The following is a 22,148-nucleotide window of genomic DNA, read 5'->3' as shown; positions in this document are numbered from 1 at the left end:
GCAGGATGTCGTGGTAAATTGTGGTCATTCATAGTTGAGCGATACGGAAGCACCGTAATTGCGCAGTTTATCTGCGTTGTTATGGTGCTTTTTTGTGTTTTTCAGACTCTTTATCAGGCAAAGCAGGGAGGGGAGACACAGCGTGAACAAACGAAGTTTGATCGTGGCCGTCAAGGAATCGGGCTATATCGAGCGCTTAGCTGAATATATCCGTCATTCCCCGTTCGGAGAGGAATGGCAGCTGACAGCTTTTACAAATCCGGCTGCTCTGCGGCATTTTATTCGCGGGGGCTATGCTGTGGATCTGATTGCAGCCCAGCCATCCATTATTGAAGAGATGGGCGAGCCGCCAATTGGCGTACCGGTTGCAGCGCTTATCGACCAAAGAGGGCAATATCCGCAAGGTACGGAGGTGCTGCAATACCAGCCTCTGCCGCAGCTGCTGCAGGCTATGTCCGCTGTCCATGCCGCAGCAGGCATGCATACGGGAGTTCGGCATGGGGGAGCGAATGCGCCTGTGATTGCCGTTTATTCGGCGGCCGGAGGAGTGGGCAAGACGACACTTGCGATTCAACTTGCCCAGCAGGCGGGGGTCCGCGGTGCACGTGTTTTTTATTTGAATCTGGAACAGTGGAATGCGACGTCGCTGTGGCTGGGAGATGACGGTCCGGAGGATTTCTCGCAAATGCTTTACACCCTGCAGGCCCAGCCGGAGCAGTCGTCTCTTCGATTATCGGAGCTGCGCAAACGCCATCCTACGCTCCAGGTGGATTATTTTGCACCGGGCGGAAACGCCGGGGAGCTCCTGTCGCTAAACGGGGATCAGACAAGGCTATTAATCAATATAATCGCCGGTTCCCGGCAATACGATCTGGTCATCGTCGATTTGGACAGCAGATTGGAAGAGCTTCATCATGCGGTGCTTCAGGCTGCAGATCATACCTTATGGCTGATAACCGGGGACGCGGGAGTGCTCCGCAAAACACAGCTTGCCCTGCGCTACGGCGAGCAGAAATGGAGAGATGAGTTTTTGGCTTACAGGCGAAAGTTCAAATTTGTTAACGCCCGTTTCTGGAATAATGATTCCATCTGCGAGGAGGCATTGAAGCTCCGTCTGGAGGGGGCGCTGCCTTTTGTGACGGAATGGATGAACGAGCATAAGGGGGCGGATGGCAGCAGCTCACCCCTGTACCGGGGCGCTGTTGAAGCGCTGCTGGTCCGACTGGCTATTTTGGAAAGGGGAGGGGAAGATGCAAGAGGAAATCGTACTGCAGCTAAAAGCTAAGATACGCGGCCAGCTCGACATGGATAATGCGATATCCGATGCGGATTTTATGGGAGTGATTGAACGGACAGTTTTTCAATGGTCCCGCGAGCATCCCTTGACTGCAAGCGAGAAGGTGCAGTTGGTCCGCCGACTGTTCCACGCATTCCGGGGGCTTGATCTGCTTCAGCCGCTGATGGATGACCCGACAGTAACGGAGATTATGATCAACAGCCATGAGGAGATGTTCATAGAGCGTGCCGGCAAGCTGACACGGCTTCCGCAGTCCTTCGAAAGCCGTGAGCGGCTGGAGGATCTGATTCAGGCTGTAGTGGCCGGAGTCAACCGTGTCGTTAATGAGTCTTCTCCCATTGTTGATGCCAGATTGAAGGATGGGTCGCGTGTCCACATTGTGCTTCCGCCTGTTGCCTTGAAGGGGCCGACGATGACGATCCGCAAATTCCCGGAGAAGCCGCTTCACATGAATGATTTGATTGCGCTCGGGGCACTCACGGAAGAAGCTGCGGCTATGCTGCGCAAGCTCGTCGCCGCCAAATACAACATTTTTATCAGCGGGGGAACGGGATCGGGCAAAACCACTTTCCTTAACGCCTTGTCCCAGTTTATTCCCGCCGATGAGCGAATCGTTACAATCGAGGATTCAGCAGAACTCCAAATTGCCTCGATACCCAATCTGGTCTCGCTGGAGACTCGCAATGCCAATACCGAGGGCAAAGGCGAGATCAGCATGCGTGAGCTGATCAAGGCATCGCTGAGGATGCGGCCCAACCGCATCATCATCGGCGAGGTCCGCGGCGGGGAATCCATCGATATGCTGCAGGCGATGAATACCGGACATGATGGGAGCTTATCAACCGGGCATTCCAACAGCGCCCGCGACATGATGGCCAGACTGGAGACGATGGTGCTCAGTGGAGCCGATCTGCCTATTACGGTTATCCGTCAGCAGATCGGCTCGGCCATCGACATTATTGTCCATTTGTCCCGCCTTCGCGACCGTACGCGCCGCGTGACGGAGATCTGTGAAATTACCGGCGTTCAGGATGGGGAAGTATCGCTCCAGTCGCTTTACCGTTTCGAGGAGGAGGGGGAGACAGCCGGACGGGTAATCGGCGCCCTGAAGCCTACCGGCAATCGGCTGAAGCGAAGATGGAAGCTCCAGATGGCAGGTCTTGAGGATGCAATCAGGGAGGAGGTGGGATGAAGCGGAAAATCAGGAAGAACAATGAAGGCTGGTTGGAATGGCTTGGCTGGCCTGTGGATGGTGACTCGGTTCGTGAGGTTCAGAGCAATAACGGTTTGCCGGATTATTCGGTATACCATCTGAGCAGACGCCAGTTCATCCTCGCTGCGGCTGTCGGATGGGCATTAATGTTTGCCGCGGCCTATCTTTTCTACCGCTCTGTAATTCTCGCTCTTATTCTATCTTTGGCCGGCTTGATCGCTCCACGGATCAACCGCAAGAGCCTCCTGGCCAGGAGAAGGGTGAGATTAACTCTTCAGTTCAAAGAGGCGTTGTATTCCGTTACCTCCTCTCTTGCTGCAGGGCGCTCCGTGGAGAACGCATTTGTTACTGCTCTGGATGACCTGAAACTGCTCTACCCGGATCCCGATACCGAGGTGTTGGTCGAATTTGAAATTATCCGAACCCGCATGGTCTACGGAGAGCCTCTTGAGCATGCACTGGAAGACTTGAGTCAAAGGGCTGGAATCGATGATATCGCCCAGTTTGTCGATGTGTTCGCAACCTGCAAGCGTTCGGGCGGAGATTTGGTTGAAGTGATCCGCAGGACATCGCAAACCATTGGAGAGAAGTTGGATATTCAACAGGATATTACGGTTATGCTTGCACAGAAACGTTATGAATCCCGGATTATGATGGCTGTTCCATTCGTATTCCTGGCGTTCCTTGGATTCAGTGCTCCCGATTATATGGAACCTCTGTATAAAGGAATCGGCTATGTGCTGCTGACGGTTTCTCTTCTGTTATTGCTTCTGTGCTACTGGATTATGACTAAAATTATGGATATCCGGATGTAAGGAGAAAGGCGGGAAAAACATGAGCCTGCTGCTTGGAGCGGCTTTGACCTTCGTGTGGGCCTGGGCCTTCATTATGGCGGGGAAAAAAGACAAGCATTACGCGGCCTCATTGACCGGCCAATCGTCGTTGGATACGCAGAATAATCGAAAAATAGTGATCAAGCCGTTTTATTTTCTGCTGGACAGGTCCGGCATTTGGGATCGCATACAGACAATGCTGGCAGGTTTGCATGGAAAACTGCTTATACTGGGCGGAACAAGCTGGACAATCGAGTCGACAAGGCTGTTTGTTGCTTTTTCGGCAGGAATCGGCTACCTGGCCATTGTCGCAAGCTGCTGGCTCAGCTTGCTCAGCGGGGAGAACACCCTGCTGCTTGTCGGGGGGGTGCTTGGCATCGGGATTCCGGCAGCAAGATGGAGGGACACGGGGAAGAAAGTTGAGCGGCGCAAGCAGGAGATCCTGCTGATGCTTCCTGAAGTGCTGAGCAAGCTTATGCTGTTGCTGGGAGCGGGAGAAACGGTTCAGCGGGCGCTTCTGCGATGCACTCTGCGGATGGATGGCAAGCAGTCCAGCGTGTTGCTCGAAGAGCTCCGCCGGGCCAATGAAGGCATCCGCAATGGCGAATCCTTCGCATCCGCGATGGAAGCCTTCAGCAGACGCTGCGCGGTGCAGGAGGTATCGTTGTTCACCACAACGCTGCTGCTCAATTACCGCCGCGGTGGAGACAAGCTTTCTCTATCGCTCAAGGAGCTGTCATATACCTTATGGGACAAGCGCAAGGCCGTTGCCAGATCCATGGGCGAAGAGGCATCCTCGAAGCTGGTTTTTCCTCTTGTAGGAATATTCCTTATTCTAATGGTGCTCGTTGCCTCTCCGGCTATTATGCTGATGGGTGGGTAGAGTCTGCCGATACGGCGCTTGCGTTTAATGACAGGCAAACACATAAATTCATTATGAGTGCGGATATCCGCAGCGACAAAAAGGAGAGCTTGAATATGGAAAAACAAATGAACGGTCTTCGTAAATTTTGGAGTGACGATGACGGTATCGGCACACTTGAAATCGTGCTTATTATTGCTGTAATTATTATTCTGGCGCTTTTATTCAAGGATTGGATTATCGGCTTGCTGCAGAATCTCATGGGCGAAGCGGATAACAAAGCCAACGAAATTTTTAATGAATAGCCGGCTTCAGCGTTGGCTTAAAGGGGAGGAGGGGAGTTTCACTTTGGAGTCCTCCATGGTGCTTCCGGCTATCTTTTTCGCTCTCCTCACTCTCATAATGCTGAGCATGTATATGTACCAGAAGGTCGTTCTTTATGATGCCGCTTCGGTCTCTGCGGAGCGGGCCGCATTCCGTTGGGATAACAGCTACCGTGACCCGCTGAGCGGCATGGGGCAGACAGGGCAGTATGATGGTCTCTATTGGCGGATGTCCGATAATGGCGCACTGCAATCGCTCTTCGGTTTTGGCGGGAGCAGCGGGAGCGGTGAATATGTTGTGGCTATAGGTGGCGATGTCGTCAGCGGTCAGGATGAAAGTGTGGATGAGACTCCCTCCGCACTTCCGGCAGCTAAAATGGGCAAGATCGCACAGCGGATTCCGAAGCCCTTCGAAGGCGAAATGAGCTACTCCTACGGACCGCTCCAGAAACGAATCGGAGTCAAGCTGCGGCAGCCTTTGTCCATTGGGCCTTTGGAAGCCATGCTGGGGCATTCCGAGCCCAGAGCCGTCAGCGAAGCTGGTGTTGTTGACCCTGTAGAGCTGATTCGGAACATCGATCTGGTGAGGTATTATACAGCAAAATTCGGAAATGCGCCTGACGCCGAATCCAAGCGAAAGCAAGCCGCGAAGGTGCTTGAGAAACGTTCCCTGATGAAAAAGTAGAAGGCAGCCGATTTGGAAAAAGCTGCGAATGGAGGTGATGATCGTCAGAGGATATAAGCATCAGCAAGGCCAGCACCGGAGAGGATTTATAGATAGCGAGGACGGTGCAGTTTCGATTTATCTTATCATTGCCACTACAGGCATTCTGCTGCTGACATCACTGCTTATTGATTATGCGCGGATCGCCGCGTTTCAGAAGCAGCTGGAGGTTGCGGCACAATCCGGTGTCCGCTCGGCGCTGTCCGCTTATGATGGCCCGTTGTATGAGAAGTATGGCTTGTTTGGCGCCGGCGGAACGGACCGGAATGAAATATTCCAGCATGTCACGCAGAACAACTGGTTGGGTGATCATAATGCTTTTCAAATGCTGCGTATACAATCAGAGAACTCACATGTGAACAGCTATGAGGTTCTTGGTACGCATGAGGTTTTTAAGCGGCAGGTGCTGGAAGAGATGAAATATAAAGCGCCAATTGATTTTACACTTGAAGTGGTCTCCAAATTCGCTCCTTTGGCCGGGGCGATGAAGGAAGCTGCGGCTTCCGTTGAGGTGCTCGAAGAAGTCCGCAAGCTGTATGACGAGCGGGAAAAGCATCTGCGGGAAGCATTGGAGCTTCAGCGGAAATCGGCCCAATCTGCGGAAGAGGGGATTGCTGCTTTCTTTCCGGCGGGCGGTTCTGGCTCATCAGGGGGAACGGCTGCAAATATTATATCCGGTTATAGCTCATATCTCGGCTGGATTGCCCATGATTCTGCACTCCCCGAAGGGGAGAGACCCAAGTATGCGATGGAAATAAGCTCTTATGCATATTCTGCGAGAACTGTCTCCAATGAATTAATAGAAGCAAGCCATAAAGCGTTGGCGCGGCATCGGGAGCTTGAGCTGAAAGCTTCGCAGGAATTGGAGGAAGCCCGGCGCTGCAATAATGAGATGAGGACGGTTATTCAACAGCTGCAGGAAAATCAGGACAGCAGCGGTTATGACCGGATAGACGGCGAGCAAACGGATGATCAGCCGGCGTCTGATGCTTCGGCGAATATTTCGCAGCTGCAGCAGATTGGACAGGTCTCCGAGGATATGCTTCTCTCCGATGATTGGTTTACTGCATACAAGGGGGAATTATCCGCACAGACGGCGGGTTTTGCTGCATTTGATGACGGGACAGCGGAATTTCAAAGCGCTGTATCGATGGCCCTCTCAAACCCGGGTTCAAGCTCATTAATGTCTGCCAGCGCGGGTGGACTGCAAAATGAATTCAATCATTATGCGGCCAACTATATTAGGCCGGCTGTAATTATCAGCGCCAGGGCCAACGAGATGAATGACCGCCAGTCATCAGACGAACAGCGGAAGCAGAAGGAAGAACAGGCCAAATCCAAGTGGAGCGAGGTTCGCGGCTGGATGAGTGGGATGAGCGCTTCCGCAAGTTCGGAAGATCAGAAAGCTTTCGATGAAGTCAAACAGCGTTTCGAAGCCAATCTTCTATTTAATGACCTGGCTGGAGGCAATGAGCTGCCGGAGGCTGAACAGCTTGATCCTTATGATGCTGCGGCATCCTCCATGGACGGCATGGGTTCGATATTCTCGGGGATGGCCGACATGCTGGCAGGCATTCGCGATCCCTTGTATATGAACGAATATATCGTTCACCGTTTCCAAGCTTATGATCCGAAGCATTTTGAGTCTATTATGACAAGCGGAGGCGGAAGCGAATTTGCAGATTCCCTGAGCCTGGACAATCAGGAGGTGGAATATATATTGTACGGGTTTCACGATCCTGCTGCCAATATTGCCGCTGCTTACGGTGAAATATTTGCTTTTCGGCTTGCAATCCGGACCATGGAGGGCCTGGTCGAAAGCAGAGGCTTGGGGCATCCCCTGCTTGTGTTTGCCGGGGCTTTACTCTATGGCTTGGAGAAATCCATCGGGGATATGATGATGCTCGCCAAAGAAGGGAAGACCCCCTTGTCCAAATATGTTTCCACGGATTTAACCTATCCTGATTATTTGCGGGTATTTCTGCTGCTGCATGGGAGCAGTGACAAGCGGACGGCGCGGACGATCGCAGTTATCGAGCAGAATACAGGAATGACGCTGTCCGGAACCTCAACGGGCGTATCCGGTGAGCTGACCGCTTCGGTTAATCTGTGGTTTTTGCCGGGGCTGCTGAAAAGCTTTACGGCATCCGGTATTTTGAATGGAAAGGTGAAGGGCAGCCGCTATGAAGCGACAAAAACGATCGGCTGGTCGTACCAGTAGACATCAGGGCGAATCGGGAAGCATTGCGCTTGAAGCAGCGCTCGTTATGCCGATTGTGCTTATGGTCATTATTTTCTTCATTTGTCTGATCCGTTTATGTTCGGTGCAGATGGCTCTTCATGGTGCGGCATCGCAGACGGTCCGGCAGGCGGCTGCCAATATCCGTCCGGTTGAGCTAGCTTCCCATTATCTCTCGGAGCAACTGCCTTCATCCGAACCTTCTTCACCGTCTGTATTACAGCCGCCTCTTCCAGGTATACCCTTTGTTGCTGAAAAGCTGGAGGGCTGGCTTCCTGCCCCTGCCGGTTTGTTGATGACAGCGATGTTGACGGGAGATTGGAAGCCTGTGCAGGATGCCGCAACGACCGAACTGGCACGTGCAGTAATAGAACCGATGCTGCGGCAAGAGGCGGATCAGTCGATTCTTGAGCCGGACCAGCTTAAGCTGAGCCTCCTTTCACTACCGGATCTGGAAGATCGCGCAGAACCTTATCTTCGGATCGAAGCAGAATATACATTCAAGCTCGGTTTTCCATTCACCCAAAAAACGATTGTTCTTAAGGATCAGGCTGAGGAGCGTGTATGGGTCAGCGATGCTGTTCAGGCTCCGCGTGGAGACGCAGAGGGTGGGGAGACAGCTGAGGCTTTGATCCAGATTGTGTCCATTGAACCTGATCCTCTCAGACCAGGGCGTCAGGCGAGCCTGGTTGTTCAGACAGATCCCGGGCGGACGCTTGATCTGGTTATCGATTATAAGAGCGGGCGGAGCCAGGCAAAGCATCTGGGGGCAGCCACGGCGGATGGTGAAGGTAAAGTGGTCTGGCAGTGGCTGGTTTCGGGCAATACAACGCCTGGCGTGTGGGAGCTGACGGTTACGGCTGATGACGGTACGAAGGTTACCAGACATTTTGTGGTACAGAAGAGAACGGGGTAACCATTCCCCTACAGAGGGGGAATTGCCGTTATGGAATCATGGATTTCCGGCGCTGCCGCTGCGCTGCTGCTGTTAGCAGCCTTCATTAGTGATATGAGGGCAATGCGAATTCCAAATGTGCTTACGGCATCTTTTTTTGTTGCTGGCTGCTGTTATCATCTGTTCGCCGGCGGCATCAATGGCGGTTATTATTCACTGCTGGGTGCTTTGGCGGGTTTCCTGCCGCTGCTCGCCATATATGTGCTCAAGGGAATTGGAGCCGGAGATGTAAAGCTATTCGGAGCGCTTGGCGCATGGATTGGCGCTGCGGCGGTTGTTCAGGTCATGATGTACGCCATCTTGTATGCTGGTGCAGCTGGTGCAGTGTTATTATTCTTTCACAGCAAACTCGGAAGACGTATGAAAGCATGGCTGTATTCCCTGCTTGTTCCGAACGTATGGAGCAAGCGGGAGTCGTTCAAGGAATTGGCTGCGGAGGGTTTGCGTTTTCCATTTATGCTGGCGGTTGCTCCCGGGGCTTTGACCTTCTGGTTAATCATTGGTTTGTAGAGGGAGGAGGAATGCAGGATGGGATTAGAAGCTTTTCGCATCGATTTTTCGATGAATCGCGGCCACGAAATGATTGTTGACCGGGAATCGGGCATAACCCGCGAGATGTTGGATGAGATTGAAATTCATATGCTGCAGGCGCAAAAAATCCCTAAGCTGCTTGATGTGGAATGGATTGATATCGACGGGAGAGTCAGCTTTCGCTATCCGTTGAATGGAAAACGAATGCTCTTGCATAAGCTGCAATCGCATACGCTAACGATGGGGGATTTCTACTTGCTGCTGCTGGCGATCGTGGAGGCCATCGATGATTGCCAGCATTATATGCTCAGGCCTGCCGGATTTATGCTGCATGAGCAGTATCTCTTTGTGGGTGAGCGCTGGCAGGATATTGGCCTCGCTTATATCCCGCTGAGCGCGGAAGGGGTTCTTCCCTCAGCGGGTGAAGCTATGCTTGCGATGGCTGTGCGCTGGATCGCGCATATCGATCATCCGGATGGAATCGGGCTGCAGCGGGTATTCCAACATTTGAAGGGTGAGTATGTTTCCTGGGGAGCATTAAGGCAAACCTTGCTGACCTTGGTACAGGATCATCACCTTGGTATCCGGGACAGAGTACCTGTACCTCCTCATGCCGAACCGATTCAATATAATAAGGGCAGGGTTATTCCCGGACAGCCGAACAGCCTGCTGCAGCCTGTTCCCAATGAGCCTGGCTTAACGGTGCAGGAAGAGACGATATCGCGAAGCAGGGCTGAATTTCTGGCACCGAAGGTCGAAGCAGCTGCAGGAAAAAGAGCCGGAGACGGGAGATTTACAGCAATTCCAGAGGGAGGAGAGCTGCCATTCTTGCAGCTTGACGATGAAGAGGCGAGGGATGAAGCGGACGCCGGCTCTTCGAGACAGAAATGGATCCTGGGCTGCCTGTTTATTCTGGCTGCCGCCTTGATATGGCGTTATCTGTATATGGCTTCGCCTACACGAACCAGTCTGTTGATCAGCTTGGGACTCACTTTAATGGTGGGAGCTGGAATGCTGTTCTATAAACGGAAAGTAGGCGTTAGTGCGGATTCTGATCTTGAGGGGGAGAGCGTGGGCAAATGGTCCGACGATGAAGAGGGGTTTGTACCGGATTCAGCGTTATTAAATCGGGGCAGCGTTACGATGAATCGTGAGCTTCCGGCCGTGATGAGCTCCTGGTCAACCCGTCTGTCAGGTCTCAAAGCGCAGGCATTCGCACAGGGTCGCCCCCCTGTTCCTCCCGGACCATCCATGGCAGTCCCGGATGGCTATGCAGATGCACCCGCAATGATTCATTCACCACAAGGATTTGATTATGATCGCGCAAATCAACAATCTATTAACGAGTCGGATGCAGGACGGGGAAAGGCAGCCCCATCATCTTCATTTACTGTTCCCTCCCAGGAAGGGTCCGGTCCCACACAAAATATGGAGGTTCAACAGGATATAACCGTGCTGCTAGGGGGTGACGCTGCCGCAGCCCAGGAGCGACAGCTGGTTGTTCCATGGCTGGAAAGAGACGCGGATGGCAAGATGGACAAGGTGTCCATGGTGGCCGAGCGCTTTGTCATTGGCCGTTCAGCCGAAGCAGCGCATTATGTGGATACTTCATCAGGAATTTCCCGCTCGCATGTGGAGCTGATGGCAGCAGGTGAAGCATGGACAGTCCAGGACGTCGGCTCGAGGAATGGAAGCACGCTGAACGGAGACAGCATGATTCCATATAAAGTTTACCGGCTCCAACATGGCGATATCTTACAGCTTGCAGGCGACAAAGGCCCGAAATATAAATTTCGGGCCGAATAATCCGTTATGCTGTTCGATAACAGGTTTATACTTTAATCTACTTATCCATTATGCACAGCGATATTCTCCATTACGCTTTTTATGGTGGGATAATGAAATTCAAAACCATTATTCAACGCTTTGCCCGGGACAGCCCGCTGCCCCTCCAGAAGCAGCGTCGACAGCTCGCCGAACATTAATTTCATCATGAAGCCGGGGACCGGGAACCAATGCGGCTTGTGGAAAGCAGCCCCCAGTGCACGGCCGAACCGGTCATTGGTTACAGGCTCGGGAGCGCTCGCGTTAATGGGACCTTCGATTTGGCTGTTATCGATGCAGAATAAAAGGAGTCGAACCATATCCTCAATATGTATCCAGGACAGCCACTGCTTTCCGCTGCCGATTTTACCTCCGGCAAACAGGCGGTAAGGCATCAGCATTTTAGGGAAAGCACCATCGTCGCCGGCGAGCACTACCCCTACTCTTACCTTGACCAGACGGGAGACATGGATGCGGTCTGCTGCGGCTTCCCACTTCTGCGAAACGGCCGAGAGAAAGTCGTTTACGTTGATTGGGCTCTCTTCATCGAATATTTTATCTGTTGAAGTGCCATATATCGATATACCGGATGCATTGACGACAACATCGGGCTTTTGCTGCAGAGAAGCAACCAGCTTCTCGATTTGCTCAGCAGCATCGAGGCGGGATTGAAGAATTCGGACCTTGGCCGATTCGGTCCATTTCTGATTTATGGATTCGCCTGCCAAATTCACAATCGCGTCAATACCCTCAAGAATCACTGGGGATTTAGCGAGATCCTCCCACGTTATCTGCTTCAATCCCGTTCGTTCATGCCGTAAGGAGCTTGTTCGGGAGACGATGGTTACTTCATCCCCGCGGTTAAGCAATGCATCGACAAGCCTGCCGCCAACAAAACCGGTCCCGCCGGTCACCGCAACCTTCATCCCATGCGCCCCCATTTTCATATGCACAATTTATGATGAGTATGGTTTGATTTATCGTCCTGTTCTGTTATCCCCTGAAGGTTGCAGTTATTTTTGCTTGATGCTTTTCAGCCAATATTGCTTGACCTTTTCTCCATCCACATCTGTATCCTTCTCGATGTATTCATAAGTAACATTGGAATTATCGCTTAGGCTGGTGAGCTGCTTGGACACTTCATCATCCACTTGAAAGACAGTCGCCGTATCATTCATCTTGATTTCCACGGAATGGGTGTCCACTTCACCGACATACTCTCCCTCCCCCTTCAACACGGTATCCTGGGCAGGGTCTGTATTTGCGCTCCCTTCCGTTCCGTTATCAGAGGATTCGGATGAACCGGAATTCGCATTGTCCGGCGCCGAGTTATTTGAACCTGAATCAGGTACAGCCGTACCGGGATCTGTCACGCTTCCATTATTATTCGTGCTTTCACTATTGTCCGTGCCGCTATTGCTGTTTGTACTTCCATTGTTGTTCACATCTGTATTGGCCGGCAGTGAAGTGTTGCCATTGTCCTGCGCATTATTGTTTCCTCCGCTGTTGCAGCCAGCCAAAACGGCAAGAGCGATTGCACAACCGATCAGCCAAAGCGTTCTCTTGTTTTTGCTTCGTTTTATTTGTGTATGGTTCATTGAAGAACACCTCCTGCTATCTTTAACGTATGTATACCCGATTAGGTTTCCTTTCAATCTGGCACATGCCTTGCTGCGGATACAGGTAAAGCCACCTCCGAGGTGGCTTTAAGCTGCGGTTTTACTGGATTATAGGCAGGAAGCGAGGGGCTCCTGTTTATTTGTTAAGCAAGTGCTTGTAAGGAGTATAATCGATCCCCTGTTTCTCCAAAAAGCTGACAAGGCTGCGGTAATCACGTTTGGGCGTGGCGCGGATATAGCCTTCAATGCAATGGCCCTGTGTGACCTCAGACGCTCCGCTTTCTACGGCAACCTGAGCGATTTTTGCGGCAATGGAATGTTTGGCGATATCACGGAAGGCTTTGGGGACAGGCGAAACCAGCCGCTCAAGAAAAGTCTTTGAATCTTCCGGCCACATTTCCCTGCTGCGATCGACCCAATAGTTCTGCCAATCAAGCTTGGATTTGCCGTCACGTTTGGGCAAAACCTTCAAAAATTTACGGAACATAAAGTAACCGCCTATTGACATAAATCCGAGCATGACAAACGCCCAGAAAACGATAAAATACATAAACCAATTCGGCGTGTTGCCCATATCCGATCACCTCTTCATGCTATTATACCCGATGCGCAGCTGCCATTGTAAGCAGAAAGCTCCATTGTGCCTTCGCTGCAGTTGAATTTATTATAATCCACGTCGCGCCCAGGCTGCAACAACAGGATAGGAAGGAAGGATCTGCACGAAATAATCTGCTTATATGCAAAATAAGGCTGAGCGGACAGACTCCTAGATTTATTTTTCTATTCCCTGTAAAATGAGAGGGACAAACATGTTGATAGACGGGCTGCTAGTAATAGAGGCTGTTATAGATGAAGGGAGCGAGTGAATAAATTATGTTGAAAATCGGGTCCCATGTTTCGTTTTCTGACAAAGGGCTGCTGACCGCGGCGCGAGAGGCAATCTCATACGGTTCGAGTTCCTTCATGATCTATACCGGAGCACCGCAAAACACCAGACGCAAGCCAATAGAAGATTTATACATTGAAGAAGGCAGGGCTTTAATGAACGAAGCCGGCATTAACGAGATTGTCGTTCATGCCCCGTATATTATTAACCTGGGTTCTTATAAAGAAGATACGTTCGAGCTGGCTGTCCGTTTTCTGCAGGAGGAGATCCGCCGCACCGACAAGATTGGCGTCCGCAACATCGTGCTGCATCCCGGCGCATACACCGACAAGGATGCGGATTACGGCATTGCCCGAATTGCCGAAGGACTTAATGAGGTGCTTGACGGAACCAAGGAAACAAACGTCAATATCGCACTGGAGACTATGGCCGGCAAAGGAACGGAAATCGGCCGCAGCTTTGAAGAGCTCGCCCGCATCATAGAAAAAGTACATGAGAATGACCGGCTGACAGTCTGCATGGATACTTGTCATATGCATGATGCCGGATATGATCTCATTGGCGATCCGGACGCGGTATTTTCCGAATTTGACCGGATCGTTGGGCTGGACCGGGTTGCCGTTGTTCACGTCAATGACAGCAAAAACGGGCGCGGGGCGGGCAAGGACCGTCATGCTCCTGTCGGAGCGGGGTTCCTCGGCTATGAAGCGATCAACAGAATCGTGCATCATTCGGAGCTGCAAGGGCGGCCTTTCATTCTGGAGACGCCGTGGATCGGCCAGGAAGACAAGACGCAGCGTCCTATGTACGAAGCGGAAATCGCTTTGCTGCGGGGAGACACCAAGGAACGTTTCGGGGAGGAGTTTCTCGGCGACGTTGAGCGTCTGCACCACTTCTTCGGCAAGCAGGATATCGATCACCGGGATTTTGTGCTCCAAACCTGGGATGTGCTGAAAAATGATGCGAAAGCGAAGAAGGCTGATCCGCGGGAGCCGATGGACCGGTTGTATCAGCTTGTAGCCGAGAACCGTATTCTTCCCGAGCTGTCGGAGGAAGCGATCAACCAGCGCATTACGGGATGGTTTGCAGGCAAAGAGCTGCTTGTGAACGCTTAGGGCATAGGCAGTAGTTCTTGCGGCATTAAATATCAAAGGCGATGGAAGGAAGTCTGCAACTTTATGGCAAACACGTATCAACCACAGCAGTTCTCGGACCGTCCCGACAAACGGAACCGGGCAAGAATGCTGATTTCATGTCCGGACCGGTCGGGGATTGTCGCTGCTGTCTCCCAGTTTTTGTACGAGCACGGAGCAAATATCGTTCAATCGGATCAGTATTCCATGGATCCGGGCGGCGGAATGTTTTTTATCCGTTTTGAGTTTGACCTTAATGACCTGGAGCGTGAGCTTCCTGTCCTGCAGGAGGATTTTGCCCGGGTATCCGATCGCTTCGATATGAAATGGTCGATTTTTCGCGCCAGCCGCAAGAAGCGTCTTGCCGTATTTGTGTCCAAGGAAGACCACTGTCTGCTGGAGCTGCTCTGGCAGTGGCAGGCGGGCGATTTGGAAGCTGATATCGCAATGGTTATCAGCAATCACCCCGACATGGGAGAGCTGGTTAAGTCCTTCGGTATTCCCTATCACTACATTCCTGTAAAAGCAGACACGAAGGCGGAAGCTGAGAAACAGCAGCTCGAAGCCGTCGTCGGCAAAGCCGATCTGATCGTATTGGCACGCTATATGCAAATTATTACTCCGAAGTTTATCGAGCAGTTCCCGAACCGGATTATTAACATTCATCACTCCTTCCTGCCGGCATTTGTCGGAGGGAAGCCTTATGCTCAAGCATATCAGCGGGGAGTGAAAATTATCGGGGCTACGGCGCATTATGTAACAGAGGAGCTTGATGGCGGACCGATTATCGAGCAGGACGTGCAGCGGGTCAGCCACCGCGATGATGTCGACAATCTGAAGCGGATCGGCAGGACGATTGAGCGCGTTGTGCTCGCCCGTGCCGTGAAGTGGCATATCGAAGACCGCCTCCTGGTGCATCAGAACAAAACGGTTGTTTTTAATTAACATAAACTTCATGAACATGAAGATCATGACCTGGATGTGAAACGTATCTGATCCGCAGCGGCGGATGGGATACGTTTTTTTTCTTGCCCACAGGACGCCTAATTCAGCAAACAGGAGGATTTGCATGCACAGTATAATTACGAAAAATAACGCAGTACAACCTCGCCCAGTTCGGCTTATTCGGTCAGCAATCCGGAAGATTCGACCGAATGTTTGCCTTGCGATTTGATAAAGGATGGAAATGGGGAAAAGGTAATGGTACAATATTTCAAAGCCAGTGCGCGCAAAAATAGACAGCGCAACACCAGAAAAAACAAGGGTCATCTTGCGTTTATAAGTAAAGTTTTGAAGGTTTATTTATACTTTCTTATAAATGAAGAGAGACTAGGAATGGACATGAGAACAGGAGGAGTTAAAAGCTATGACAGTCACACAGAAATCCATCGACCAGCTTTCTGTCGATACGGTCCGCACCCTCTCCATCGATGCGGTTGAGAAAGCCAATTCCGGCCACCCGGGTATGCCTATGGGTGCTGCACCGATGGGATACCAGCTCTTCGCCAAAAGCATGCATCACAACCCTTCCAATCCAACATGGATTAACCGCGACCGTTTCGTATTATCGGCAGGTCACGGCTCCATGCTTCTTTACAGCCTGCTGCATTTATCCGGTTACGACCTTCCTCTGGAGGAGTTGAAAAACTTCCGTCAATGGGGCTCCAAAACGCCGGGTCATCCGGAGTTCGGCCATACGGCCGGCGTTGACGCAACAACCGGGCCGTTGGGCCAGGGGGTAGCCATGGCAGTAGGTATGGCAATCGCCGAGGCACAGCTGGGCGCCACCTATAACAAGGAAGGCTTTAAAGTAGTTGATCATTTCACATATGCGATATGCGGCGATGGAGATTTGATGGAGGGTGTTTCGAGCGAAGCGGCTTCCCTGGCAGCCCATCTGAAGCTCGGCAAACTCGTTATGCTTTACGATTCCAACGATATCTCGCTTGACGGTGAACTGAACATGTCCTTCTCGGAAAATGTTCATGGACGCTTCGAAGCTTATGGATGGCAGGTGCTGCGCGTTGAAGACGGCAATGACCTGGATGCTCTTGCCAAAGCAGTTGCGGCAGCGCAAGCGGAGAGCGGCAAGCCGACTCTGATTGAAGTGAAAACTGTAATCGGCTACGGCAGCCCGAACAAAGGCGGCAAGGGCGGACATGCCGGACCGCATGGTTCACCTCTCGGCGCCGACGAGACCAAGCTGACGAAGGAGTTTTACGGCTGGAACAATGAGCCGTTCTTCGTGCCTGATGAAGTTCGCGCTCACTTTGCCGAGGTGAAAGCAAACGGCGAGAAAGCCAATGCGGATTGGGACAAGCTGTTCGCTGACTATAAAGCCGCACATGCCGATCTGGCCAAGCAATTTGAAATTGCGATCAGCGGCAAGCTTCCTGCGGGCTGGGATAAGGAGCTCCCTGTCTACACGACAGAGGACAAAGCGATATCCACGCGAGTTGCTTCAGGCAATGCGCTCAATGGATTGGCCAAAGGCGTGCCGAACCTTGTCGGCGGGTCGGCAGATCTGGAGAGCTCGACCATGACGCATCTCAAAGGCTTGCCGGTCTTCAAGGCGGGTGCGTACGATGGCCGGAATATTTACTTCGGTGTTCGTGAGTTTGCGATGGCTGCAGCCATGAACGGGATCAGCCTTCACGGCGGATTGAAAATTTACGGAGGCACATTCTTCGTCTTTACCGATTACCTGCGTCCGGCAATTCGTCTGGCATCCATTATGAAGCAGCCGGTAGTGTATGTTTTGACGCATGACAGTATCGCTGTCGGCGAAGACGGACCCACTCATGAGCCGATCGAGCAGCTTGCATCGATCCGTATTATTCCGGGTTTGACGGTGATCCGCCCTGCCGATGCCAATGAAACCTCCGCAGCCTGGGCTTATGCGCTTGAGAACGGCAGCAAGCCGGTTGCGCTGGTATTGACTCGCCAGAATCTGCCGATCCTTGAGGGTACAATCGCCAATGCCCGCGAAGGAATCGCCAAAGGCGCTTATATCGTATCCGATGCTGCCGGTAAGCCGCAAGCGCAAATTATTGCTACCGGTTCGGAAGTGCAGCTTGCTGTCGCTTCCCAGAAAGCTCTGGCAGAAGAAGGCATCCAGGTTCGTGTTATCAGCATGCCGAGTTGGGATCTGTTCGAACAGCAGCCGCAGGCTTATAAGGATTCCGTATTGCTCCCGGATGTTAAAGCACGTCTGGCTGTTGAAATGGCTTCCCCGTTCGGTTGGGAGCGTTATGTAGGCGACAAGGGCGCCATTCTCGGAATTGATACCTTCGGCGCATCCGCCAAGGGCGACCGTGTCATTGCAGAATATGGCTTCACCGTTGCGAACGTAGTCAGCAAAGTGAAAGAATTGCTGTAGGCTAAAGCGCCGGCAGCACCTTGAATGAGGCGGGGGCGGTCGCATTGCGGCCTTTAGTCCCCGCTTTCTTTCTAAAGAAATGACATATTCGTTTCTACAGAAGTTCGTTCTAACACATTCCACCTATAATAAAAGGAGCTTATACCCACATGTCCCAGTTCGAAAATGTAACCATTTTCAAGAAAGCCAATACCTATTTTGACGGCAAAGTGACCAGCCGTACCGTGCTGTTTGCCGATGGCACGAAAAAAACGCTTGGCATCATGCTGCCGGGGGAATATGAGTTTGGCACAGATGACAAGGAAATTATGGAAATCCTCGCAGGCGAACTGCAGATCCTTCTGCCCGGTGACGAGCAGTGGATCACGATCTCCGGAGAAGGCGAGTTCACGGTTCCTGCGCAATCCAAATTCAAGCTTAAAGTGACAGGCGTTACTGACTACTGCTGCTCTTATATTAAAGAATAACCGTGAAAAAAAGCTGCTCCATGCTCATCCATACGGATAAGCAGAGCAGCCTTTTTTGTAAACGTATGAAAATATAAAACTCCATCATACATCGCTTATATTTCCAAAGAAAAAAACTGGGCTTAACCGCCAAAGGACGGCGGGCAGCCGTTTCTTCTTGAAATGTCAGGGAAAAATGGGCCGCAGGCTCAGTCGGCAATGATGACCTGCTTGCCTATGTAAGCCTCCAGCTGAAGCCGCTGATAGGGCGCGAGGCCTGCCAGCATGCAGCCGTAACGGAACTGGCCGCCGCTCGTTTCGATCCGGATGATGCGTCCGGTAACCGGAGGAAGCTCCGAATCCTTGGGGAAATGGATAACAATAAACATATCCAGCTCAAGCGGGGAAGAAGATGATATTTGAAGGCCGCTGTCGGAGAGATCCCATAGCATGCCTTCAATCAGCTGGCCGGAGAAGGCGCCTTCCTGCTCCCACTGATAAACAGACAGCTTCAATGGAATCTGCAGCTCCACCCGCTCGCTTTTTCGTCTGTCACCAGTATCCGCTCCGCTCCTGCCTGCAGCTTCTGAGGTGGCTGCAAGCTCGTTCCGCAGCTGCTGGTTACCGGAGTGGTTGGTAAGGCGCTTGTCAATCCACTGCTCATAACAGTTGGCCAGGGCCGACAGATCGAGATCGCCAAGCCCCATGGACTCGCCCATCTGGAAGAGGCTTTTGACCGTCTCCAGAACGGGGGTTGGCGTCTTCAAGCCATCAGAGAGAGCTGAAGAAAGACGAAGATCCTTCAGCATCAGGGAAAGGGAGAATTGAACGCTGAAGTCGCGGTCAAGCAGCCGCGGCCCTTTCATCTCGGCCATCCGGCTTGCCGCGCCGCCGGACTGCACGAGTTCAATGAAGGAGGCAGCATCAATGCCGCCGCTTGCCGCAATGGCCATGCCTTCGACCAGTCCGGCAATATTAATGCCGACTACCGTGTTATGGGCAAGCTTGGCAGTTGCTCCGCTGCCGCTTGGTCCCATGGGAATGACTTTACGTCCCATGGCCAGCAGCACATCGTTGATGCGGTGAGTCACTTCGATGTCGCCGCCGACCATAAATACAAGCGAGCCGTCCTCGGCGGACGGTTTGCTCCCTGTGACGGGCGCATCCAGGAAGTCGGCGTACCGCTGCGCGGAGTCGGCAGCCAGCTGCCTTGCCAAAGCAGGCGAAATCGTGCTGCTGTCGACGATAATCGTGCCGGGCATAATGCTGCTGAGCAGGCCGTTTTCACCATAGTAGATTTCACGAATGGCCTCGTCGTTGCTGATCATCGTAATGATCAGCTCTGAGCTGCGGGCGAGGGCAGCCGGTGAAGCGGCTTCTTCGCCGCCAAGCTCGAGGAGCTTGTCCACTTTGCCCGGCGTACGGTTGTAAAGTGTAACGTGATAACCCTTGCGAAGCAAGTTTGCCGCCATCGGCGCACCCATAACACCAAGGCCAACAAAACCGATTTTATTCATTCATTTTCATCTCCTTGTCAGGTCAATCATGATCTTCTCATTTTATCATAAACAGGCCAGGAGAAGAATTGCACAACCTTCGGGAACAACCGCCGTATAAGTGGTTTTCGCCTTCAATTAACGCCTGTGTCCTGTCTGCCCGGATCACCGGGAGCTGCTGGAGGACGGCCGGAGCTGTCTCCTCTTGCCTTGTTTTTGCCTGTGAAATCCATTATTCTAATGCTATCGTAGGACATGCTTACGAGGTGCTTTTTCTTCCTGGCAGGCAGGAAGATATCCATGAACGTATCGCTAAAAACTTAGGAGGTTTCACCCATGAGTAAAGCAGTGAAATTTGATTACAGCAAGGCGCTTGCTTTTATTGGTCAGCACGAGATCGACAATTTAACCCAACAGGTACGGGCGGCGCATGACCAGCTGCATAACGGAACGGGCGCGGGCTCCGATTACCTGGGATGGATTGATCTTCCGAACAATTATGATAAAGAAGAGTTTGCGCGCATTCAGAAGGCGGCAGCGAAAATCCAGTCCGATTCCGAAGTGCTGATTGTCATCGGCATAGGCGGATCATACCTGGGCGCTCGCGCGGCTATCGAAATGCTGTCGCATTCCTTTTATAACTTACTGCCGCAAGGACAGCGCAAAACGCCGCAAATCCTGTTCGCCGGCAACAATATCAGCTCTACATATCTGACCCATCTGCAGCAGCTGCTCGAAGGCCGCGACTGGTCGGTCAACGTGATCTCCAAATCCGGCACAACGACAGAACCGGCCATTGCCTTCCGGATTTTCCGCGAAGCGCTGGAGAGCAAATACGGCAAGGAAGAGGCGCGCAAACGGATCTACGCCACAACCGACCGTGCTCAGGGCGCACTGAAGAAGCTGGCTAATGAAGAGGGCTACGAGTCATTCATTATCCCGGATGATGTTGGCGGACGTTATTCCGTATTGACCGCTGTCGGCCTTCTGCCAATCGCTGCTGCCGGCATTGACATTGATGCCATGATGAAAGGCGCGTCGGACGCCTCGATGGCCTATGCCAGCCCGGAGCTTGCCGAGAATGAGGCCTATCAGTACGCCGCAGCCCGCAATGCCTTGTACCGCAAAGGCAAAGCGACTGAAATCCTCGTCAATTACGAGCCATCGCTGCATTTCGTCTCAGAGTGGTGGAAGCAGCTGTTCGGAGAGAGCGAAGGCAAAGACTATAAAGGGATTTTCCCGGCGGCGGTCGATTTCTCGACGGATCTGCATTCCATGGGGCAGTTTATCCAGGAGGGCAACCGGAATATTTTTGAAACGGTGATCCAGGTGGAGAATGTCCAGGAGCAGATCACGATCGGTCATGACGAGAACAATCTGGACGGGCTTAACTTCCTGACTGGAAAATCGATGGATTTTGTCAATAAGAAAGCATTCCAGGGCACGCTGCTTGCACATACGGACGGTCAGGTGCCGAACTTTATCGTCAATATTGCCGATCTTACGCCTTACACGTTCGGCTATCTCGTTTACTTCTTCGAGAAAGCATGCGGGATCAGCGGATATCTGCTTGGCGTGAATCCTTTTGATCAGCCGGGCGTTGAAGCTTACAAGAAGAATATGTTCGCCCTGCTTGGCAAGCCTGGTTTCGAGAAAGAAAAAGCCGAGCTGGAAGCACGCCTATAATCCTCTGCCGGCAAGGAGTTTGCAACTGATATGCTGAACCGATACAAGACGCTCCGTCAGCAGGCAAGCGGCGAGATCGTCATCAGAAAGTCGCGTTTCATCGGACATGGCAAGCCGGTAGAATCGGAAGCCGAAGCTGCCGCCTTCATCGATGAAATCAAGAGGCAGCATAGAGATGCGTCGCATAATTGTTCGGCGTATCTGATCGGTGAGCGTGATGAATGCCAGAAGCAGTCGGATGACGGTGAACCAAGCGGCACAGCCGGCAAACCGATACTGGAAGTGATGAAGCACCAGGAGCTCAAAAACGCCGTTATCGTCGTCACCCGGTACTTCGGCGGCATTATGCTCGGCGCAGGCGGGTTGATTCGTGCCTATGCCGATGGCGCTGTCGCGGCAATTGATGCGGCTCAGCCGATTGTGAAGATCCTCCGCCGCGAGGTGATCGTGGATGTGGATTACACCTGGTACGGCAAGCTGGAGAATGAGCTGCATGCCAAAGGCTGGAGGGTCGGCGACACCGCGTTTACCGACCGTGTGGTAATGACCTGCCTCCCGGAGGAACCGGAGGCCGAGCGTTTTACAGCCTGGATGACGGATGTGACCCAGGGGCAGGCAATCATTACGAATGGCAATACCAAATATGATATCGAAGGGGAATAGCCCTTCATTTGAACTCCCCGGAGATGTGGCCGGGGAGTT

Annotated in this window: 20 protein-coding genes; 16 read left to right on the top strand and 4 right to left on the bottom strand. The window is 52.3% G+C overall.

Features of this window, described 5'->3' with window-relative positions; all coding sequences use genetic code 11:
• The first annotated feature begins 142 nt into the window (after nt 1-142).
• The 10 genes from AC0YOB_RS22685 to AC0YOB_RS22640 all read left to right on the top strand — a co-directional run bounded on the left by AC0YOB_RS22685 (nt 143) and on the right by AC0YOB_RS22640 (nt 10,783).
• Complete coding sequence (locus AC0YOB_RS22685; protein ID WP_475794692.1) at nt 143-1,285, top strand: AAA family ATPase; 1,143 nt, start codon at nt 143-145, stop codon at nt 1,283-1,285.
• Nucleotides 1,251-2,489: a CpaF family protein gene (locus AC0YOB_RS22680; RefSeq protein ID WP_475794691.1), complete on the top strand. Its 1,239-nt coding sequence runs from the start codon at nt 1,251-1,253 to the stop codon at nt 2,487-2,489. The genes AC0YOB_RS22685 and AC0YOB_RS22680 overlap by 35 nt, the downstream gene beginning before the upstream one ends.
• Nucleotides 2,486-3,325 (top strand): type II secretion system F family protein, encoded by an 840-nt coding sequence (locus tag AC0YOB_RS22675; RefSeq protein WP_475794690.1) that lies wholly within the window; start codon nt 2,486-2,488, stop codon nt 3,323-3,325. The genes AC0YOB_RS22680 and AC0YOB_RS22675 overlap by 4 nt, the downstream gene beginning before the upstream one ends.
• A 19-nt stretch (nt 3,326-3,344) precedes the next feature.
• Nucleotides 3,345-4,226, top strand: a complete 882-nt coding sequence (locus tag AC0YOB_RS22670) for a type II secretion system F family protein (RefSeq protein ID WP_475794689.1) — start codon at nt 3,345-3,347, stop codon at nt 4,224-4,226.
• A 95-nt stretch (nt 4,227-4,321) separates the two neighbouring features.
• Nucleotides 4,322-4,510: a Flp1 family type IVb pilin gene (locus AC0YOB_RS22665; RefSeq protein ID WP_210038191.1), complete on the top strand. Its 189-nt coding sequence runs from the start codon at nt 4,322-4,324 to the stop codon at nt 4,508-4,510.
• A gap of 43 nt (nt 4,511-4,553) precedes the next feature.
• On the top strand, nt 4,554-5,213 hold the full coding sequence (locus tag AC0YOB_RS22660; protein ID WP_475794688.1) for a pilus assembly protein: 660 nt from the start codon (nt 4,554-4,556) through the stop codon (nt 5,211-5,213).
• Nucleotides 5,214-5,241: 28 nt separating this feature from the next.
• Nucleotides 5,242-7,473, top strand: a complete 2,232-nt coding sequence (locus AC0YOB_RS22655) for a hypothetical protein (protein WP_475794687.1) — start codon at nt 5,242-5,244, stop codon at nt 7,471-7,473.
• On the top strand, nt 7,436-8,407 hold the full coding sequence (locus AC0YOB_RS22650; RefSeq protein WP_475794686.1) for a TadE/TadG family type IV pilus assembly protein: 972 nt from the start codon (nt 7,436-7,438) through the stop codon (nt 8,405-8,407). The genes AC0YOB_RS22655 and AC0YOB_RS22650 overlap by 38 nt, the downstream gene beginning before the upstream one ends.
• Before the next feature lie 30 nt (nt 8,408-8,437).
• Nucleotides 8,438-8,956, top strand: coding sequence for an A24 family peptidase (locus AC0YOB_RS22645; protein WP_475794685.1), 519 nt, complete (start codon nt 8,438-8,440; stop codon nt 8,954-8,956).
• Between the two features lie 18 nt (nt 8,957-8,974).
• Complete coding sequence (locus AC0YOB_RS22640) at nt 8,975-10,783, top strand: DUF6382 domain-containing protein (protein WP_475794684.1); 1,809 nt, start codon at nt 8,975-8,977, stop codon at nt 10,781-10,783.
• Nucleotides 10,784-10,824: 41 nt separating this feature from the next.
• On the opposite strand, the gene AC0YOB_RS22635 is transcribed toward AC0YOB_RS22640, so the two are convergent.
• The 3 genes from AC0YOB_RS22635 to AC0YOB_RS22625 form a co-directional block, all read right to left on the bottom strand.
• Nucleotides 10,825-11,727: a TIGR01777 family oxidoreductase gene (locus AC0YOB_RS22635; protein WP_475794683.1), complete on the bottom strand. Its 903-nt coding sequence runs from the start codon at nt 11,725-11,727 to the stop codon at nt 10,825-10,827.
• 87 nt (nt 11,728-11,814) lie between these two features.
• The gene (locus AC0YOB_RS22630) at nt 11,815-12,399 is read right to left on the bottom strand and encodes a hypothetical protein (RefSeq protein ID WP_475794682.1); all 585 of its coding nucleotides are present in this window, start codon (nt 12,397-12,399) and stop codon (nt 11,815-11,817) included.
• A 157-nt stretch (nt 12,400-12,556) separates the two neighbouring features.
• Entirely contained in the window at nt 12,557-12,994 is a 438-nt protein-coding gene (locus tag AC0YOB_RS22625; RefSeq protein WP_210038199.1) for a DUF2621 domain-containing protein, read from the bottom strand.
• Nucleotides 12,995-13,293: 299 nt separating this feature from the next.
• On the opposite strand from AC0YOB_RS22625, the gene AC0YOB_RS22620 reads away from it, so the two are divergent.
• The 4 genes from AC0YOB_RS22620 (at nt 13,294) to ppnP (ending at nt 18,285) form a co-directional block, all read left to right on the top strand.
• A complete protein-coding gene (locus AC0YOB_RS22620; protein WP_475794681.1) occupies nt 13,294-14,421 on the top strand; it encodes a deoxyribonuclease IV in 1,128 nt (375 codons plus the stop codon).
• 63 nt (nt 14,422-14,484) lie between these two features.
• Nucleotides 14,485-15,384, top strand: a complete 900-nt coding sequence (gene purU / locus AC0YOB_RS22615) for a formyltetrahydrofolate deformylase (RefSeq protein ID WP_475794680.1) — start codon at nt 14,485-14,487, stop codon at nt 15,382-15,384.
• 421 nt (nt 15,385-15,805) lie between these two features.
• On the top strand, nt 15,806-17,818 hold the full coding sequence (tkt, locus tag AC0YOB_RS22610) for a transketolase (protein ID WP_475794679.1): 2,013 nt from the start codon (nt 15,806-15,808) through the stop codon (nt 17,816-17,818).
• Nucleotides 17,819-17,967: 149 nt separating this feature from the next.
• Nucleotides 17,968-18,285: a pyrimidine/purine nucleoside phosphorylase gene (gene ppnP / locus AC0YOB_RS22605; RefSeq protein WP_475794678.1), complete on the top strand. Its 318-nt coding sequence runs from the start codon at nt 17,968-17,970 to the stop codon at nt 18,283-18,285.
• 188 nt (nt 18,286-18,473) lie between these two features.
• Here ppnP and AC0YOB_RS22600 read toward each other — a convergent pair whose 3' ends face one another.
• Entirely contained in the window at nt 18,474-19,781 is a 1,308-nt protein-coding gene (locus AC0YOB_RS22600; protein ID WP_475794677.1) for an NAD(P)-binding domain-containing protein, read from the bottom strand.
• Nucleotides 19,782-20,096: 315 nt separating this feature from the next.
• Between AC0YOB_RS22600 and AC0YOB_RS22595 the strand changes: the two genes are divergently transcribed.
• Both AC0YOB_RS22595 and AC0YOB_RS22590 read left to right on the top strand, forming a co-directional pair.
• On the top strand, nt 20,097-21,446 hold the full coding sequence (locus tag AC0YOB_RS22595; protein ID WP_475794676.1) for a glucose-6-phosphate isomerase: 1,350 nt from the start codon (nt 20,097-20,099) through the stop codon (nt 21,444-21,446).
• A 30-nt stretch (nt 21,447-21,476) separates the two neighbouring features.
• Nucleotides 21,477-22,109, top strand: coding sequence for a YigZ family protein (locus AC0YOB_RS22590; RefSeq protein ID WP_475794675.1), 633 nt, complete (start codon nt 21,477-21,479; stop codon nt 22,107-22,109).
• Nucleotides 22,110-22,148 lie beyond the last annotated feature (39 nt).

This window comes from Paenibacillus sp. JT31N17, assembly GCF_056269255.1.
Note: the sequence above shows the minus strand (reverse complement) of the source record. Positions and strands in the feature narration are given on the sequence as shown.

Bases quoted from the DNA above. Each gene is read 5' to 3' on its own strand.
- AC0YOB_RS22680 (WP_475794691.1), top strand. From the start codon at position 1,251: ATGCAAGAGGAAATCGTACTGCAGCTAAAAGCTAAGATACGCGGCCAG.
- AC0YOB_RS22675 (WP_475794690.1), top strand. From the start codon at position 2,486: ATGAAGCGGAAAATCAGGAAGAACAATGAAGGCTGGTTGGAATGGCTT.
- AC0YOB_RS22670 (WP_475794689.1), top strand. From the start codon at position 3,345: ATGAGCCTGCTGCTTGGAGCGGCTTTGACCTTCGTGTGGGCCTGGGCC.
- AC0YOB_RS22665 (WP_210038191.1), top strand. From the start codon at position 4,322: ATGGAAAAACAAATGAACGGTCTTCGTAAATTTTGGAGTGACGATGAC.
- AC0YOB_RS22655 (WP_475794687.1), top strand. From the start codon at position 5,242: ATGGAGGTGATGATCGTCAGAGGATATAAGCATCAGCAAGGCCAGCAC.
- AC0YOB_RS22650 (WP_475794686.1), top strand. From the start codon at position 7,436: ATGAAGCGACAAAAACGATCGGCTGGTCGTACCAGTAGACATCAGGGC.
- AC0YOB_RS22645 (WP_475794685.1), top strand. From the start codon at position 8,438: ATGGAATCATGGATTTCCGGCGCTGCCGCTGCGCTGCTGCTGTTAGCA.
- AC0YOB_RS22640 (WP_475794684.1), top strand. From the start codon at position 8,975: ATGGGATTAGAAGCTTTTCGCATCGATTTTTCGATGAATCGCGGCCAC.
- AC0YOB_RS22635 (WP_475794683.1), bottom strand. From the start codon at position 11,727: ATGAAGGTTGCGGTGACCGGCGGGACCGGTTTTGTTGGCGGCAGGCTT.
- AC0YOB_RS22630 (WP_475794682.1), bottom strand. From the start codon at position 12,399: ATGAACCATACACAAATAAAACGAAGCAAAAACAAGAGAACGCTTTGG.
- AC0YOB_RS22625 (WP_210038199.1), bottom strand. From the start codon at position 12,994: ATGGGCAACACGCCGAATTGGTTTATGTATTTTATCGTTTTCTGGGCG.
- AC0YOB_RS22620 (WP_475794681.1), top strand. From the start codon at position 13,294: ATGTTGAAAATCGGGTCCCATGTTTCGTTTTCTGACAAAGGGCTGCTG.
- purU (WP_475794680.1), top strand. From the start codon at position 14,485: ATGGCAAACACGTATCAACCACAGCAGTTCTCGGACCGTCCCGACAAA.
- tkt (WP_475794679.1), top strand. From the start codon at position 15,806: ATGACAGTCACACAGAAATCCATCGACCAGCTTTCTGTCGATACGGTC.
- ppnP (WP_475794678.1), top strand. From the start codon at position 17,968: ATGTCCCAGTTCGAAAATGTAACCATTTTCAAGAAAGCCAATACCTAT.
- AC0YOB_RS22600 (WP_475794677.1), bottom strand. From the start codon at position 19,781: ATGAATAAAATCGGTTTTGTTGGCCTTGGTGTTATGGGTGCGCCGATG.
- AC0YOB_RS22595 (WP_475794676.1), top strand. From the start codon at position 20,097: ATGAGTAAAGCAGTGAAATTTGATTACAGCAAGGCGCTTGCTTTTATT.
- AC0YOB_RS22590 (WP_475794675.1), top strand. From the start codon at position 21,477: ATGCTGAACCGATACAAGACGCTCCGTCAGCAGGCAAGCGGCGAGATC.